Source organism: Pseudomonas sp. RIT-PI-AD (assembly GCF_025642785.1).
In the GTDB taxonomy this organism is placed as follows: Bacteria; Pseudomonadota; Gammaproteobacteria; order Pseudomonadales; family Pseudomonadaceae; genus Pseudomonas_T.
Map to the genome: position 1 here is coordinate 19,972 of NZ_JANZKU010000011.1, position 15,445 is coordinate 35,416.

At 62.6% G+C, this 15,445-nt stretch carries 15 protein-coding genes; 6 read left to right on the forward strand and 9 right to left on the reverse strand.

Features of this window, described 5'->3' with window-relative positions:
• Nucleotides 1–185: 185 nt before the first annotated feature.
• Nucleotides 186–1,049, reverse strand: coding sequence for an aldo/keto reductase family oxidoreductase (locus OGL92_RS11555; RefSeq protein ID WP_263143755.1), 864 nt, complete (start codon nucleotides 1,047–1,049; stop codon nucleotides 186–188).
• Between the two features lie 100 nt (nucleotides 1,050–1,149).
• Here OGL92_RS11555 and OGL92_RS11560 point away from each other — a divergent pair, with 100 nt between their 5' ends.
• Nucleotides 1,150–2,055, forward strand: coding sequence for a LysR family transcriptional regulator (locus tag OGL92_RS11560; RefSeq protein WP_263143756.1), 906 nt, complete (start codon nucleotides 1,150–1,152; stop codon nucleotides 2,053–2,055).
• A 99-nt stretch (nucleotides 2,056–2,154) separates the two neighbouring features.
• A complete protein-coding gene (locus OGL92_RS11565) occupies nucleotides 2,155–2,364 on the forward strand; it encodes a hypothetical protein (RefSeq protein WP_263143757.1) in 210 nt (69 codons plus the stop codon).
• A gap of 58 nt (nucleotides 2,365–2,422) precedes the next feature.
• Here the strand turns inward: OGL92_RS11565 and OGL92_RS11570 are convergent, their stop codons facing one another.
• The 4 genes from OGL92_RS11570 to OGL92_RS11585 form a co-directional block, all read right to left on the reverse strand.
• Nucleotides 2,423–3,466, reverse strand: coding sequence for a DUF4062 domain-containing protein (locus tag OGL92_RS11570; protein WP_263143758.1), 1,044 nt, complete (start codon nucleotides 3,464–3,466; stop codon nucleotides 2,423–2,425).
• A gap of 189 nt (nucleotides 3,467–3,655) precedes the next feature.
• A complete protein-coding gene (locus OGL92_RS11575; protein WP_263143759.1) occupies nucleotides 3,656–4,906 on the reverse strand; it encodes an ATP-binding protein in 1,251 nt (416 codons plus the stop codon).
• Between the two features lie 171 nt (nucleotides 4,907–5,077).
• Nucleotides 5,078–6,151, reverse strand: coding sequence for a PIN domain-containing protein (locus tag OGL92_RS11580; protein ID WP_263143760.1), 1,074 nt, complete (start codon nucleotides 6,149–6,151; stop codon nucleotides 5,078–5,080).
• Between the two features lie 653 nt (nucleotides 6,152–6,804).
• Nucleotides 6,805–7,320, reverse strand: coding sequence for a hypothetical protein (locus tag OGL92_RS11585; protein ID WP_263143761.1), 516 nt, complete (start codon nucleotides 7,318–7,320; stop codon nucleotides 6,805–6,807).
• A 522-nt stretch (nucleotides 7,321–7,842) separates the two neighbouring features.
• Between OGL92_RS11585 and sstT the strand changes: the two genes are divergently transcribed.
• Complete coding sequence (gene sstT / locus OGL92_RS11590; protein ID WP_263143762.1) at nucleotides 7,843–9,114, forward strand: serine/threonine transporter SstT; 1,272 nt, start codon at nucleotides 7,843–7,845, stop codon at nucleotides 9,112–9,114.
• A gap of 45 nt (nucleotides 9,115–9,159) precedes the next feature.
• Here the strand turns inward: sstT and OGL92_RS11595 are convergent, their stop codons facing one another.
• Nucleotides 9,160–9,501 carry an FKBP-type peptidyl-prolyl cis-trans isomerase gene (locus OGL92_RS11595; protein ID WP_263143763.1) on the reverse strand — a complete coding sequence of 114 codons (342 nt, stop codon included), beginning with the start codon at nucleotides 9,499–9,501 and terminating at the stop codon, nucleotides 9,160–9,162.
• 181 nt (nucleotides 9,502–9,682) lie between these two features.
• Here OGL92_RS11595 and OGL92_RS11600 point away from each other — a divergent pair, with 181 nt between their 5' ends.
• The gene (locus OGL92_RS11600; RefSeq protein WP_263143764.1) at nucleotides 9,683–11,632 is read left to right on the forward strand and encodes a UvrD-helicase domain-containing protein; all 1,950 of its coding nucleotides are present in this window, start codon (nucleotides 9,683–9,685) and stop codon (nucleotides 11,630–11,632) included.
• 178 nt (nucleotides 11,633–11,810) lie between these two features.
• On the opposite strand, the gene OGL92_RS11605 is transcribed toward OGL92_RS11600, so the two are convergent.
• Nucleotides 11,811–12,776 (reverse strand): class I SAM-dependent methyltransferase, encoded by a 966-nt coding sequence (locus OGL92_RS11605; RefSeq protein WP_263143765.1) that lies wholly within the window; start codon nucleotides 12,774–12,776, stop codon nucleotides 11,811–11,813.
• 157 nt (nucleotides 12,777–12,933) lie between these two features.
• Here OGL92_RS11605 and OGL92_RS11610 point away from each other — a divergent pair, with 157 nt between their 5' ends.
• Nucleotides 12,934–13,392 carry a metallophosphoesterase family protein gene (locus tag OGL92_RS11610; protein WP_263143766.1) on the forward strand — a complete coding sequence of 153 codons (459 nt, stop codon included), beginning with the start codon at nucleotides 12,934–12,936 and terminating at the stop codon, nucleotides 13,390–13,392.
• Between the two features lie 83 nt (nucleotides 13,393–13,475).
• The gene (gene gloA, locus OGL92_RS11615) at nucleotides 13,476–14,003 is read left to right on the forward strand and encodes a lactoylglutathione lyase (protein WP_263143767.1); all 528 of its coding nucleotides are present in this window, start codon (nucleotides 13,476–13,478) and stop codon (nucleotides 14,001–14,003) included.
• Nucleotides 14,004–14,041: 38 nt separating this feature from the next.
• Here the strand turns inward: gloA and OGL92_RS11620 are convergent, their stop codons facing one another.
• Nucleotides 14,042–14,563: an ACT domain-containing protein gene (locus OGL92_RS11620; protein ID WP_263143768.1), complete on the reverse strand. Its 522-nt coding sequence runs from the start codon at nucleotides 14,561–14,563 to the stop codon at nucleotides 14,042–14,044.
• 87 nt (nucleotides 14,564–14,650) lie between these two features.
• A complete protein-coding gene (locus tag OGL92_RS11625; RefSeq protein ID WP_263143769.1) occupies nucleotides 14,651–15,154 on the reverse strand; it encodes a GNAT family N-acetyltransferase in 504 nt (167 codons plus the stop codon).
• Nucleotides 15,155–15,445: the final 291 nt, after the last annotated feature.

Sequence of the window (15,445 nt, forward strand, 5' to 3'; positions counted from 1 at the left end):
CAGGAACGCGATGAACCTCGAGTATCCGCCGCGGGCACGCTTGTTCTTCGGTGAGCGCCTAGACCGGCACGGCCGATCAGGGCGGCAGTTCGTTGGGCGCGCGTCTTGTGGCTGACCACGGCCGGCCACTGACGTTCGAAGTGCTCACCGGCTTTCCGCTTTGCCGAAACCGCGCCTCTGCGGCGCTACGCCAAGGCATCCAGTTCCGCCAGCAACTCCGGCGCGATCACCAATTCGCTGGCGCTGAGGTTTTCGTGCAGGTGAGCCACCGACGACGTCCCAGGGATCAACAACAGGTTCGGCGAGCGCTGCAACAGCCAGGCCAGCGCCACCCGCAGAGGCGAGGCGTCCAGGCGTGCCGCCACGCGGGACAGGGTCTCCGACTGCAACGGGCTGAACCCGCCCAAGGGGAAGAACGGTACGTAGGCGATGCCCTGCCGGGCCAGCTCGGCGATCAACGCCTCGTCGTCGCGGTGGGACAGGTTGTAATGGTTCTGCACGCACACCACCGGAGCGATCCGCTGGGCCTCCGTCACCTGCACGGCCGACACGTTGCTCAGGCCGAGATGGCGAATCAGGCCCTGCCGTTGCAGTTCGGCCAGGGTGCTGAACCCCTCTTCGATGGAGGCTTCATCGGGCGAATGCAGGTTTCCCCAGGCCCGATAATTCACCACGTCCAATACATCGACGCCCAGGTTGCGCAGGTTGTCGTGCACCGCGCGGGTCAGTTCGGCGGGACTATGCGCCGGGTTCCAGGAGGCATCGGCGCCGCGCACGGCGCCGACCTTGGTGACGATCACCAGGTCCTCGGCATAGGGGTGCAGGGCTTCGCGGATCAATTGGTTGGTGATGTGGGGGCCGTAGAAGTCCGAGGTGTCGATATGGTTCACGCCCGCCTCCCGCGCCGCTCGCAACACCGCGAGCGCCGCCGGGCGGTCCTTGGGTGGGCCGAACACCTGCGGGCCGGCGAGTTGCATGGCGCCGTAGCCCATGCGGTTAACGATCCGGTCGCCAAGTGAAAAGGGACCTGCCTGGCTGGCGTCGCTCATGTCATCTGCCTCGTTCAGTGGGGATGGGCCCACTATAGGCATTGACCACTTCGCCGATAATGAGCTGCAATCGGCACGGGCTGTACGGAGGAACCGGACAATGCCAACGGATATTCAGGACTTGCTGGCCTTCGTCGCCGTGGTCAACGCCGGCGGTTTTCGCGAAGGCGCGCGGATCAGCGGCAAATCCGCCTCCAGCCTCAGCGATGCCGTGCGGCGTCTGGAGGCCGGGCTCGGCGTGCGCCTGCTCAACCGCACCACCCGCAGCGTGGTGCCCACCGAAGCCGGTGCGCGGTTGATGGAGCGCATCGTCCCGGCCCTGAGCGAGGTGGAGTCGGCGCTGGACGTGGTCAACGACTTCCGCGACCGCCCCTCCGGCACCCTGAAACTCAACGTACCCCTAAGCGCCGCGCGGCTGGTGCTGCCCTCGATCATCACCCCGTTCCTGCAAACCTACCCCGACATTCGCCTCGAAGTGATCGTCGAGGAACGCTTCGTCGACGTGCTGGCGGCTGGCTGCGATGCCGGCATCCGCTACGACGAACGCCTGGAGCAGGACATGATCGCCGTGCCCATCGGCCCGCGCCTGCAACGTTTCGCCACGGCGGCCTCCCCCGCCTACCTCGATGCCCACGGCCGCCCGCAACACCCGCGCGACCTGCTGCGACACGCCTGCCTGCGCGGCAAGTTCCCCAGCGGCGCGACACCTCTGTGGGACTACGAACACGACGGCGAAACCCTCACCATCGACCCTAGCGGACCCCTGGTGGTGCGCATCGGCGGCGCCGTCGACCTCGCGGTGCAAGCCGCCGTCGACGGCCTGGGCATCGTCTATTTGTTCGAAGACTGGCTGCGCCCGCACCTGCAAAGCGGCGCCCTCGAGCCGGTGCTCGAACCCTGGTGGCAAAGCTTCCCCGGCCCCTTCCTCTACTACCCCGGCCGCCGCTACCTGCCCTCGCCGCTGAGGGCGTTCGTCGACTTCGTCAAGGGGGCGGGGGATCGCTAGGGGCGAATCGGCTCTACCCGTGGCGGGTTTGGAAGTCATAAGCGACTGACCACCTATGCAGAAGCATCGGATGCAGAAATCGAAACCCTTCGAGATCTAGTGATTTCGATTGCCGAACAAAATGGTGAGGCACCTGGGTCTCTGAACGACCTTCGCCATGAACGGCAAAGCGGCCACCCTCCCCAGGTCAAGGTCTTCAACATTCATGCGCCCAGCACTTCATTCAGCGAGCCCTATGCATATTGCGAAGCCTTTCCAGCACTCAAGGCTGACAACCGGATCTTCAAGCTAGAAGAACTGCCAAGCTGAGACACGAAGGGTTCATTGTTGCTTATGCTCCTTCCGCCTGCTGGCGATGCTCAATTCTTTAGGAAAGTTTGCGCCCGATTCGGAACAAAGCGTCTTCCAGCCACTGGTTGAAAACGCCCTGTGACGCTGGAATCAGCAGTTTTCTTTCCTCAATGTTTTTCTCACTGCGGTGCGGCATGGACATCGACGATGCAGGGGTGGTTGGCGGCTCTGCGTAGACTTGGTGAGAAACTCCGTAGATCCCTAGCTGGAACCAGCCTCCCTTACCTCGGCTAATCAAACTAAAAGCTTCTTCCGCAAAGCGTTTTAGCCGACTGGGCGAGATGTAATAGGAGGCAAAATATTCGCCGCCCTTTCCTGGGGCTGCCAGAGGAATAGAGAGCCAGCTCATCCCATTATCGTGATGCCGCCAAGAGGCCTCCTCCGCATCTAGGCCGGTGATGTCTTCCTCGTTAAATGACTTGTAACCACCCTTGATAGAAACCAAGCCCGCCTGAGAAAGCTTGAGAAAGAATTCATCATGCTGGGTGTGCATGGAGCGCAATGTACCCGAGAGAATGGGCTGCGGCAGAAACACGAGCTCTAGGCGATCTTCACGAGGCCGGCTATTCCAATTTCCGCTGTTGCTACGATTCTGCAGGTGCTGAACAAACTCCTGTTCGGAAATGGCGCTGCGACTGGCTGCAAGTTGGCTTAGCCCCTGGATAATTTTGTCTGAGAGATCGCGATCTCCTGTGAAGGTGGAACGGAAAAGGCCGTCGACGTAATCGGAAACCTCCCAGTGAAAGTGCTTTTGATCATCCTCGACCGGAACATCTTCCAGAAAAGCCAGGATGGGTTTATTGGCAGCTTTGGCGCGATGGAACTCCTGCTGAGTGACGGACTCACCTGTGTGGGTTTTGAAGCCGAAGTCCGCGCCAAGAATCAGCACCACTACGTCGGCTTGGTCAACCTCAGTCATGCATGCGACTTCAGAGGAATAGGGTCTTGCACCAAAATCCTCACACATCACTGGGGTGTGCCCCAACAGAGAAACTGCTTTTTTGGCGGCCGCACGATAGTGCTCAAAATTACGTACTACAGAGCTGATAAACACGTTCATAGCAGTCTCCATCACTACTAGGCCACATCTGTTTCGCCTAATCATAACGGCCGCTTTACTCGAAGTGACAGCTGCCGAAAAAAAGATAGCCGCTGAATAGCCCCCGATTTCGTAGATACTGACTGCTTTTGGCCGATTGCGGCCTCTCGCGAAGGGCAGCCATTAGCCATTCATCACGGTTTATAGGAGTTATCTCACGAAGTTCTTCTTAATAACTTTTGATTTGGCAGGGTCTTTTTTTAGCATAAGCTTTATACACATCAGGTACATAGGGTCCCGGACGGTGTAAGCTCCTGACTGCTCGTTCCTGATCAAAAGAGGACTGTCACCAGCGGCGAGATCGGAAAGGATATTACCTATCCCCATATGTTTTACAGCAGTACTAGGGAATTCAATCCTGATCCGCTTATCAATGTCGTTCGCATCGAATTGGTGGCTCGAAATCCGGCCTATACAATAGATCGCTTGATTTCTACGAGCAACGGTCGTGTCACGGCTGTTAAGATGCCCTTCGATGGCTGTATAACAAGATCGGAGCCCGCTGAGCAACCATTCTTCGTCGGCTCTTTCTAGCAGTTTCGTGTCATAGGTCCAATTGTTGTCTTCTATTTCATGGGCGAGCGCTTCACAATATTCATGAACACGTTGTGCTGTGCCTAATGTCACCGACCAAATATGATCAGCGACCTCAATGTACTGCGGTCCGGTGAGGAGAATATCGAGCTGAGCAAACCCCTTTCTGATTACTTCTTGGACTTGCCCCGAGTCAAGTCCTTCGACCTTTCTTATCTCGAATATACGATTGGCGACGGAATCCGAGTTCTTAGTTTCACGAAAATACTGTAATACACCGTTAGGAACCCCAACGATAAGGAAATTTATGTTGCACTGAGAATAACGACTATCGTCTAACAGAATGATCAGATCAGCTAGCTCAGACATCCGATCAGGCGTATCAAAGATAGACTCAAGGTTATCGAGAACGATTATTTTCTTCTGCGCTCTGCCGGCAGCGCCACTATCTGCGAAAAGCCGAAACGCCTTTAGTAGTGGATCTTCTTGCGCAACGGTATAGCTATCAGTGTGCTTCAGCGCTCCCTTTAGGAACGCCGCGCTGACTTCCGCAGCTTTCTCTTCGCTATATCCAAGCTTTGACGCCGTGCCAGGCTCTGTGATCGCGCCGCATATTTCTTCGGTGATAGACTTGTTTCGAGAGGCATTCGCACAGTTCGCCACCACGTAAGGTAAGTCGTTCTTAGCGAGGGCGACTTTAAACAACCACGTCTTACCGTTCCCACTCTCGCCGAATAACAGGGTGTGACTGTGCCTGCCCAACGCACGCGCAAGGTCTTTCTCCAGCCTAGGACGGGCAACGTACATTGCTGGATTAAGCTCCCTTGCTCGCGGCGTAAAGACCTCGTTAATTGTTTTCCTGCTCATATTGCTTCCATTATTGGGTAATTAAAGTCGGGATCAGAAGGTATGAAAAAAATCTTGGCCTGATCCCCAGCTCATAATTTTTCGATTCTAATTTCTTCAAACTTAATTGGTCTCGTTTAAAATTTGTTTACTCTTCAGACACTAATATCAAAATCCCTCAGCGCTGAAAATTTAGTAGTAGTCTTCTGTCCCGTTTTCCTCAACCGAAACTTCGATCCCGCCACTTAGCCCAGTAACGTAAACTCCTAAATTCTGTATCTCAAAAACGCCACCGTCCACTTGGTAGGAAAGTTCTAGCTCGACGGTTAGATCTAGCGTTCCTTCTTCCTCTCTGGTCGAATCATCAAATGTGTAGATCGTACCTGACTCTCTGTCATAGGTGCCGTTATTGAAGTCAGGGCCGGTGACAGTAACTAGATACTTTACCTCTATATCAAACGAGATCTGGCAGGTCTCATCATCAATATGAATTATTGATGGCTCGAAATCGCTCACCTCAGAAACAGCCAAGCTTTCTACTTCCGCATCTTCCCAGGTTGACGAATTATAGATATCCGCTGACTCGACCTGATTTATAATTTCTTGATTGATTGTGTTCCTCTCGGCCTCTATTAGATTTTTTATAAAGTCTGAGCGTTCTTGGTCGTGTGCGTTATACAGGTCGAGCAGCTTGCTAAGACTTTCAATAATTATAAATCTTGGATTTTCTAGGCAGAAGGCTATGAGGTCCTTATCTTCTGAAACGACGTAAATTTCTTCCTGATCGCCAAGATGTCCTTTTAGAGCAAGCATAGTGAAGGCATCGGGGAATTCTGTTTTCTTTTTTCCTTCTTGAAAAGGTGCTTCCCTTTCAAAATACATCCTGATTAATTCATCGGGATCGACTTTACTCAGATCAAGTACGGTAGTGTTTGATTCATCCAGAAAGTCTGAGAACACTTTCAATGCATGACTCTCAACATCATCTTTGTCGAATTGAGCAAAAAGGCCGCTGATCGCCGCGTCAGTTGAATGAGTCAGAATCTTCGCTTTTCGTCTGAAATCTTTTACTCCGTTCAGCGCTTCACGAATGTGGTCGGAAATTTTTCCATCGACCTCGCGAACCACAATCGTACTGGTGATGTGGTTTAGCTCGCCATCGCTGCAAATTTCTTTGAATGATTCGATTGTACGAGACGAAAACTCAAGACCTGCCTTTACGAAGAACTCCGTGTCGATGAAAACGTTCCGTGTCTGAAGAGGCATAGGTGATGCTCCGCTGATGGCGATGTGCCTACGTGGATCCTCGCTTGAGACATGAATAGATGCAAGTGCTTTGCTCTGAACGTTTTCTACCCGCTTCTAGAGCTGGTATCCACCAATGCAACAAAAGGGGTACAGAATTATCCTTTCCATAACCTGGACGTCCGCTCATGGCCGAAAGCAGCCATATATGTGGAAATTCGATTTGCATCGCTGTGACAACTGAATTCTGGACATACGCTCGCCCGTCATCGCGTCCCAAGATGTGAGCGCCGCTCTCAGCTCATGGATAAGCAACTTCCCGAGAATGAATTCCTTCGAGGCCTTGCCAAAAACTCCGGCCTATAGCCTCGAATCCACCGGTGGGCAGCTGGAACAACCTGAAGTATGAAAGCTATCAGGCTTAAGCAAATACTGCCTTGAGCCGTAAGCGCCACGGAGAAAATACCGCCGGCCAGAAGCGCGGAAATGCCAAGCGTCGATCTACCCCCTTCGCTGTAAAGCCATACAAGGAACTCGAGGAATACATCCACTATCACGGTGCCGGCGTTAAATGGCTTGAGTTCGATATCACGTCCAGAAATCCCTGGACGTGGCTCAAGTGCGAACATGATGCCTGCCACGAAAATGCCTGTACCAACCTATACCCAGCGCCGCTATTGCATATCCACCTGTTCCAACACCCCAGCCAAATCAAACGGCTCCTGCCCCAACGCCCGCTCCAGATAGGCTCGCGCGTTTTCAGGCACCCGCTCGTACTTCAGCTTCATTTCCTGGCGCCTGGTATCGGGATAGACGGCCTGGGTGAGGGTGTCGCGCGCGAAGGGATCGGGTTCCAGGACGTATTCACGGCGTAGCGCGGCCAGGGCGCCGAGGGCGTAGGCGAGTTCCAAGCGCTCCGACCGGTCGCAGGCGTCGCGGTTGCGGAAGCTGAGGTAGCCGATGGCGTCGATCAGGATTTCGCGAGGGAGCTGGAAGCTTTTCGGAGTGGCGACATCCAGGCGGGGCACGGGCCGGTGTTTCAAGGCCCGGCAGGCGTCGAGCCTGTCGCCGAAAGCGCTCATGCGGATCGCGACCTCTTTTTGCATGGCGGCGACCACTGCATCGCGAACGCTTGGTTCGTCCGCCATGACGCCCCAGGACGTGAGCACTGTCCCCGCTGCTGCGAGCATGAATACCGTCTTGATAGTGGCAACCTCGTATAAACCCTGCCAGCACTCTGTTTGCAGCCGTGGGCAGGTTACTTTTAGCGAAGATAGAGGAGAACACTCCAGTTGAAAGAGCTCCCAGCAGGTACTGCTCGGCATCGCGATTGCCTCGTATGCGTGCCAGTGCGGCCAGACTGCCCGCATCCAGACGAAGGCCATCGATAGGTGTACGGACGGGCATGGTGTTCCTCCCGGAGTAAGGCTTCCGCCGAAACGCCAGGGACTCTACTAAGGAAGCCAGCGGCGATCCTGTGAAGCCCTCACAGAGGCCAGCGTCCAGCACTGAGCGCCCACCGCGAAGGCGCGAGCCAGGTCGAAGGCCTTCCGCCCGGAACGTCCCCCCAGCGCCAACCCGCCTCAGACGTTCCCCGAGCCGACATCGCGCCCGCGACGATGTGGCCCGCTGACAGGATGCCTCGAAGGCTCGATCCCTGTACCCTTCCGCGCTTTGTTTGCGCCCCTGGCGCACCACTGCCGGAGACGACCATGGAACATCCCGACCATCCGAATACCGCCGGACCCGCGAAGAAGGGTCCGGGCGGCGCGCTGTTGCGCGGCCTGGCCCGCCTGGGTCTGGTCACCCAGATCCTCATCGGGCTGGTCGCGGGCATCGCCCTGGCGACCTTCGCGCCGGGGGCGGCGGCGAGCGTCGGCTTTCTCGGCGAGGTGTTCGTCGCGGCCTTGAAGGCGGTGGCACCGGTGCTGGTCCTGGTGCTGGTGATGGCGTCCATCGCCGGTCATCGGCAGGGCGAGCAGACCCACATCCGCCCGATCCTGATGCTGTACCTCATCGGCACCTTCAGCGCGGCGCTGGTGGCGGTGGTCGCCAGCACGCTGTTCCCCTCGCGCCTGGTGCTGGCCACCGAGGGCGCGGCGCCGACCCCGCCGGGCGGCATCGCCGAGGTGCTCAAGAGCCTGGCGCTGAGCCTGGTGGACAGCCCGGTCAATGCGCTGCTGCACGGCAACTACATCGGCCTGCTGGCCTGGGCGGTGGTCCTCGGCCTGGGTTTCCGCCAGGCGGCGCCGAGCAGCCGGCAGATGATCGCGGACCTGTCGGCGGCGCTCACCGGCCTGGTGAAGCGGGTGATCGGCCTGGCGCCCCTCGGCATCTTCGGCCTGGTGGCCGGCACCCTGGCGGAGTTCGGCCCGCGGGTGCTGCTGGATTACCTGCACCTGCTGGCGGTGCTGCTGGGCTGCATGGCGTTCGTCGCCCTGGTGATGAACCCGTTCATCGTCTGGTGGCAGATCCGCCGCAATCCCTACCCGCTGACCCTCACCTGCCTGCGGGAAAGCGGCATCACCGCGTTCTTCACCCGCAGCTCGGCGGCGAACATCCCGGTGAACCTGCAACTGTGCGAGCGCCTGAAGCTGCACGAGGAAACCTACTCGGTGGCGATTCCCCTGGGGGCGACGATCAACATGGCCGGCGCGGCGATCACCATCACCGTGCTGACCCTGGCCGCCGTGCATACCCTGGGCATCCAGGTGGACCTGCCGAGCAGCCTGCTGCTGAGCGTGGTGGCGTCGATCTGCGCCTGCGGCGCCTCGGGCGTGGCCGGCGGTTCGCTGCTGCTGATCCCGCTGGCCTGCGCGCTGTTCGGCATCCCCAATGCGGTGGCGATGCAGGTGGTCGGCGTCGGCTTCATCATCGGTATCCTGCAGGACTCGGCGGAAACCGCGCTGAACTCCTCCACCGACATCCTGTTCACCGCCGCCGCCTGCGAAGCCCAGGGCGACCTGCCAGACCCGGTGGTGTGAGCCGCCCGCGCGTGCACGCCCGGCGCCAGCGGGGCGCCGCCGGGCTCAATCGTCGCGGGTCAGCACTTCCAGCAGTTCGATCTCGAAGATCAGATTGGAGTGGGGCTCGATCAGCGCGCCCATCCGCCGCTCGCCGTAGGCGAGGTGGGCCGGGACGAAGAGTTTGCGCAGGCCGCCGACCCTCATGCCCATCAGCCCTTGGTCCCATCCCTTGATCACCCGGCCGGTGCCGATCACGCACTGGAAGGGTTTGCCGCGATCGTAGGAGGCGTCGAAGACCCTGCCGTCCTCGAGGAAGCCGCGGTACTGGGTGGTGATCAGCGCGCCCTTGACCGCCTCCTTGCCGTCGCCAAGCCGGATGTCTTCTATCTGCAATGCGTCGCCCATGGGCTGCCTCCTGGTGGTCGGTTGCGGGGCGGCAAGGGTCTCAGCCGCCCGGCGGGCTGGCAAGCCTCGACCCGCTCCTTCGCGGTCCGGCAAGGCCACCGGCGAGCGCGCGCTTTTGCCCTGCCCGCGAAAGAACACTCATACTATGAAGGACTTACATCTGCCGGGTAGAAACCGCCCCATGCTGCCTGCCTTGAAGGCCTATACCCGACGCCTGTCCGAGACCCTGGCGCGCTGTTTCCCGCGGACCACCGCCTACCTGCGCGAGGAGCATCCCCTGGCCGCGCCGCTGGAGCCGCCCGGTCCCGCCCCGCGCAAGGCCTCCGGCCCGGCCGGGCCCAGCGCCTCCGGCAAGCCCAAACCCCCGGCCAAGCCGCGCAAGCCGGCGGTGCAGGGCCTGTACGGACCGGCGCCGCTGGTGATCGAGGACGCCCAGGTCGAGGCCATGCGCCAGCGGGTCGCCGAGGCGGCCGCCGCCGGCCTCGTCAGTCCGCCCTCGGACGAGCAGTGGGCGATGATCCTTGGCCGCAGCGCGGCGACGCGGATCTTCGCCGGCGCCGGCTCGGGCAAGTCCACCACCCTGCTGTTGCGGGTGGTGTTCATGCTCTGCCATATGGGCATCGCGGCCGAGCGCCTCACGGTGATTTCCTTCACCAACGCCTCCTGCGCCGAGTTGCGCGAGCAGTTGCTCGCGCTGCTGGCGTTCTGGCGCTACCCCTTCGACGAGGGCCGGGCCCGCCACTGCGTGCGCACCTTCCATTCGGCCATGGCGACCCTGGCCCGGGAAGCGCTGGGCGACCCGCGCTGGTTCGAGCAACTGGACGAACCCCGCGCCTCGGCGACGGAGCCGGACAACCCGCTGGCCGCCGCGCGCCTGCGCCCGGCCCAGCAGCGCCTGCTGGCCCAGGTCTACCAGGCGTGCTACGCCGTGGACGGCGGGTTCCGCGAGCGGGTGCACCGTCTGCTCGAGCTGCCGGCCCCCGTCGAGGTCAGCGGCAGGGCCACGCCCAAGGCGCCGCTGGAGGGCTTCAAGCTGAGCGGGGAGTTCGCCGCGGTGCCGCTGTTCGAAGCCTTCCAGGCCCAGGCGGGTTTCATGGAAAGCATCGGCCTGCGCGTCGATGAAGTGGAACCCACCCGCCTCGCCTGCCCGCCGCGGGAGCGGCTGTTCGTCGAGGCGCTGCAACCCTTCTGGCGGGCCTTCGAGGCGCGCCTGCGCGAAGACGGGCTGATGACCTTCAACGGCGCCTTCCGCCAGCTCACCGAACGGCTCGGCGACCCGGACGCGACGGTGGCGACCCCGGCCCTCACGCCCTTCACCCACCTGTTGATCGACGAATTCCAGGACATTTCCCCGCAGATCCTCCTCTGGCTCCAGGCGCTGCACCGCCGCCTCGCCCGCCAGGGCCAGGCGGTCAGCCTGATGGCCATCGGCGACGACTGGCAGTCGATCTACGGGTGGCGCGGCAGCTCGCCGGAACTGTTCATGGACTTCGACAAGCACTTCCCTGGCAAGGGCAAGGGCGCCGCGAAGAAGAGCGCGGTGCTGACCCTGGAAACCAACTACCGCTCCATCGACGCGGTGATCCGCGACGGCGAGGCGGTGCTGGAGGACGTGGCCTTCAAGCAGGCCAAGGCCAGCCGGGCGTTCAAGAGCGCGCAACCCGGCGACCACGGGGTGCGGGTGATCGGCGGCTTCGACCTGAACAGCGGCCTGCCGGACCTGATCGCCGAGATCGAGCGGCAGTGCGCCCACGTCGCCGGCCGCGCCAAGGCCGACCGCACGGCGGTGCTGCTGTTGAGCCGGCGCAACGGGCCGCTGAAGACGATCAAGGCGCAACTGGAGCGCAAGCTTCCGGTGAAGGCCTACAGCATCCACCGCGCCAAGGGCTTGCAGGCCGAGGTGGCGATCGTCCTCGACGACTGCCTGCCGCCGGAGCCGCACCCGCTGCGCAATGCGCTCTACGCCCGCTCGGGTTTCTTCCGCAGCGATTACGACCGCGCGATGCAGGACGAAAGCCTGCGCCTGGCTTACGTGGCCATCACCCGCGGGGTCAGCCGGGTGCTCTGGTACACACGCAAGGTCCAGGGCGCGACCCAGGTGCTGGCGGCGGCCGGGCGGGCGGCGGGTTGAGGGCGTCGACCCGGAGGCGTCGGCTCCACGCACGGCACGCGGGATGGGCGAGCCCTCGGCCTCACGCCTCGGCAACCGGGCGGTGGACCGCTCCCCGACCGCGCGGGTGAATCCGGCGGCCCTGCGGATCGTCGCGTCCCGGGGCCGGCGGCGTGCGCGCCGAGGAACGTGGCGGGCCTCAAGGCGGCGCGCCGTCCGCGAGGCCGGCATCGCGCGCGAACACCAGGGCCTTGAGGCCGCTGTCCGGGTCGACGTCGGCGAATTCCGGCGGGTTTTCCAGGCGCTCCCGGAAAACCAGGCAGGGCGCCTCGGCGGCCATGCCGTCGATGAGGAAGCCGGGGCCGGTGTCCGGGTCGTTGACGCAGGCCAGCACCCGCCCCTCGGCGGTGAGCAGCTCCGGCAGGCGCCGGAGGATCTTTTGATAGTCCTGGGTCAGCGCGAAGCTGCCTTTCTGGAAGGACGGCGGGTCGATGATGACCAGGTCGTAGGGGCCGAACTTGCGCACCTTGCTCCAGGACTTGAACAGCTCGTGGCCGAGGAAGCTCACCTTGCCCAAGTCGTGGCCGTTCAGCCGGTGGTTGTCGCGCCCACGGTTCAGCGCGGCCTTGGCCATGTCCAGGTTGACCACCTGCTCGGCGCCGCCGGCCACAGCGGCGACGGAAAAGCCGCAGGTGTAAGCGAACAGGTTCAGCACCCGCGCGCCCCGCGCGTGCTCGCGCACCCAGCGGCGGCCGTAACGCATGTCGAGGAACAGCCCGCTGTTGCGGTTGCGCCCCAAGTCCAGCTTGAAGCGCAGGCCGTCCTCGCTGATCAGCCACTCCTCGGGCACTTCGCCACGGATGGCCTGCATGGCGCTGTCCGGCCGGTAACGGTGCTGCACCAGCAGGCTGTGGGCGCCGCTCTGCCGCCAGGCCGGCGAGTCGCCGAGGGACGCGAGCATCCGCGTCAGGGCCTCCAGGGCGGCGGGATCGGGCTCGCGGAACAGCGAGATCAGCAGCACGCCTTGCAGCCAGTCGCAGGTCAGGTGTTCCAGCCCCGGCCAGCGCCGGCCGCGCCCGTGGAACAGGCGGCGGGTTTCCTCCGGCGGCGGGCTCAGGGCGTCGAGGAGAAGCGGATGCAGGGTGTCGAGGGCGTCTGGCGTCATGGAAAAAATCGTCGTGGCCAAAGGATGCGACGGCCCCGGCACGGGGCGGCGGCCGTTCGCGCCGGGAGGTTAACGGAGCGGCCGCCGATGCGCGCGGGTTTTATACTGGCGGGCGTCGTCCTTTCCCTTCCCGGAGACACCCCATGGAGCGAACCCCATGCGCATCGGCCTGATCGCCGACACCCATGGCCTGCTGCGCCCGAGCGCCCTGGAGGCTCTGCGCGGCAGCGACCATATCCTCCACGCCGGCGACATCGGCGGGCCGCGGATCCTCGAAGCCCTGCGCGAGCTGGCGCCGCTGAGCGTGGTGCGCGGCAACAACGACCGCGACGCCTGGGCCGACGCGATCCCGGAGCGGCTGCGCCTCGACTGGGAAGGCGTCGCGCTCTACGCCCTGCACGACCTCAAGGCGCTCGACCTGGACCCGCGCGCCGCCGGCATCGGCGTGGTGATCAGCGGGCATTCGCACAAGCCCCGGCTCGACTGGCGCGACGGCGTGCTCTACCTCAACCCCGGCAGCGCCGGGCCGCGGCGATTCAGCCTGCCGATCGGCGTGGCCCGGCTGACCCTGGAACGCGGCCAGGCCCACGCCGAACTGATCGAGCTGCCCGGCTAGCGGCGGAACCTCCCGCGCCCGGGCGCCTCGAACACCCACTCCCGCGCTCCGGCGCGGCCGTTTTTTCCCACGGAGACTTCGCCATGACCCTGAACGAACTCAATGCCCTGCCCGGCGTGACCGCCGAGCCCGAGGCCGCCACCCACGAGTACGTCTACAACCACACCATGATCCGGGTGAAGAACCTGGAGCACGCGCTGGATTTCTACACCCGCGTGCTGGGCTTCACCCTGCTGGAGAAGAAAGACTTCCCGGATGCCCGGTTCAGCCTCTACTTCCTCGCGCTGATCGCCGACAAGTCGCAGATCCCCAGCGACCCGGTGGCACGCCACCAGTGGCGTAAATCGATGCCCGGCATCCTCGAACTGACTCATAACCACGGCACCGAGCACGATCCGGACTTCGCTTACCACAGTGGCAACAGCGAGCCGCGGGGGTTCGGCCACCTGTGCGTGGCGGTGCCGGACATCCGTGCCGCCTGCGCGCGCTTCGAGGCACTCGGCGTGCCCTTCCAGAAGCGCCTGAGCGACGGCAGCATGAAGGACATCGCGTTCATCCGCGACCCGGACGGCTACTGGGTGGAGATCATCCAGTTCACCCCGGTGGTCTGAGGCGGTTGCCGAGCGCGCACGGATGGCGGGAAGCCGGCTCAGCGGGGATCGCTGTCCAGCTTCAACTCCACCATCAGGTCGTCGGCCAGGGTTTCCAGGCGCGCCTGCAGGGCGTCCAGGGCCAGGCCGGCGGGCACCGCCAGCAACGCCTGGGCATGGAACAGCGGTTCGCCGCTCATGGGCGCGGGCAGCACCTCGGTGTGCAGGCGCTCCAGGTTGACGCCCTGCTCGGCCAGCAGCCGGGTGATGTCGCGGACGATGCCCGGCCGGTCGTTCCCCACCAAGTCGAGCTGGATCGACTTACCGTCCAGGGCCGGCTCGCTGCCGCCGCCCGCCACCATCACGCGGATGCCCTGGGCTGCTAGGTCCTGCAAGCTCTTCACCAGGGCGTCGTAGCCCTCGCCGGGCACCGCGACCCGCAAGATGCCGGCGAACTGCCCGGCCATCCGCGACATGCGGCTGTCCAGCCAGTTGCCGCCCTGGGCGGCGATGCACTGGGCGATGCGCTCCACCAGCCCCGGCTGGTCGGCGGCGATGACGGTGAGTACCAGATGATCCATGGGCGTCTCCTGATGCGTCGGCTCGGATGATGAGCCCCCGAACCTGCACCGGTTGGCGGTGATCGTCAACGGTCGCGAACGTCGCCGCTAGGCGTCGCGGCCGGGCGAGGCCAGGGCGCGTACCTTGCCCGGCGCGCAGGCGCCGCCGCTGAGGCTCAGCCAATAGGTGTGGAACGCCTCGTCGCGCACGTAGCCCAGGCGTTCGTAGAGCGCCTGGCCGATGCGGTTGGTGCGTGCCGTCTCCAGTTGGATGCCGCAGGCGCCGCTGGCGGCGGCGAAGGCCCGGGCGGCGTTCATCAGCGCGGCGCCGACGCCGTGGCGCCGCGCGGCCTTGCTGACGAACAGGTCGCTGAGCAGCCAGGCCGGCTCCAGCAGCAGGGACGCCTGGTAGGGGTAGAGGTGCACGAAGCCGATCGCGGCGCCGCCGCTGCCACGGGCGATCAGCAGGTGGGAATCGCCGCGGGTCAGGCGTTCCTCGAGAAAGGCGCGGATGCTCGCCGGCGGTTGGGCGACTTCGTAGAACTCCAGGTAAGCGGCGAACAGGCGGACCAGGTCGTCCAGGTCGCGAAGGGTGGCGGCGGTCGGGGTCATCGCAGGCTCCAGCACGGATCGCTGGAGTATAGGCAGCGGGGTTTCCAGCGCCTGCGGCCGAAGGTCGCGCCACGCAGCCGGGCTCGCCGGCGGAAAACTTGTATACACTTCTAGAAAAAATATAAAACAATACTTAAATCATACGGGTCCATGCATCACGCGGCGTGACCGTCGGCCCCGTTCGGGTCGCAACGCGACGCGCCCCCGCTGATTTTTACGAATACTTTCATGTAGTATTCCGCGCCCCGGACTACAAAATTCGGTTTCCGGTCTTCGCGGCAGGTGAATCGA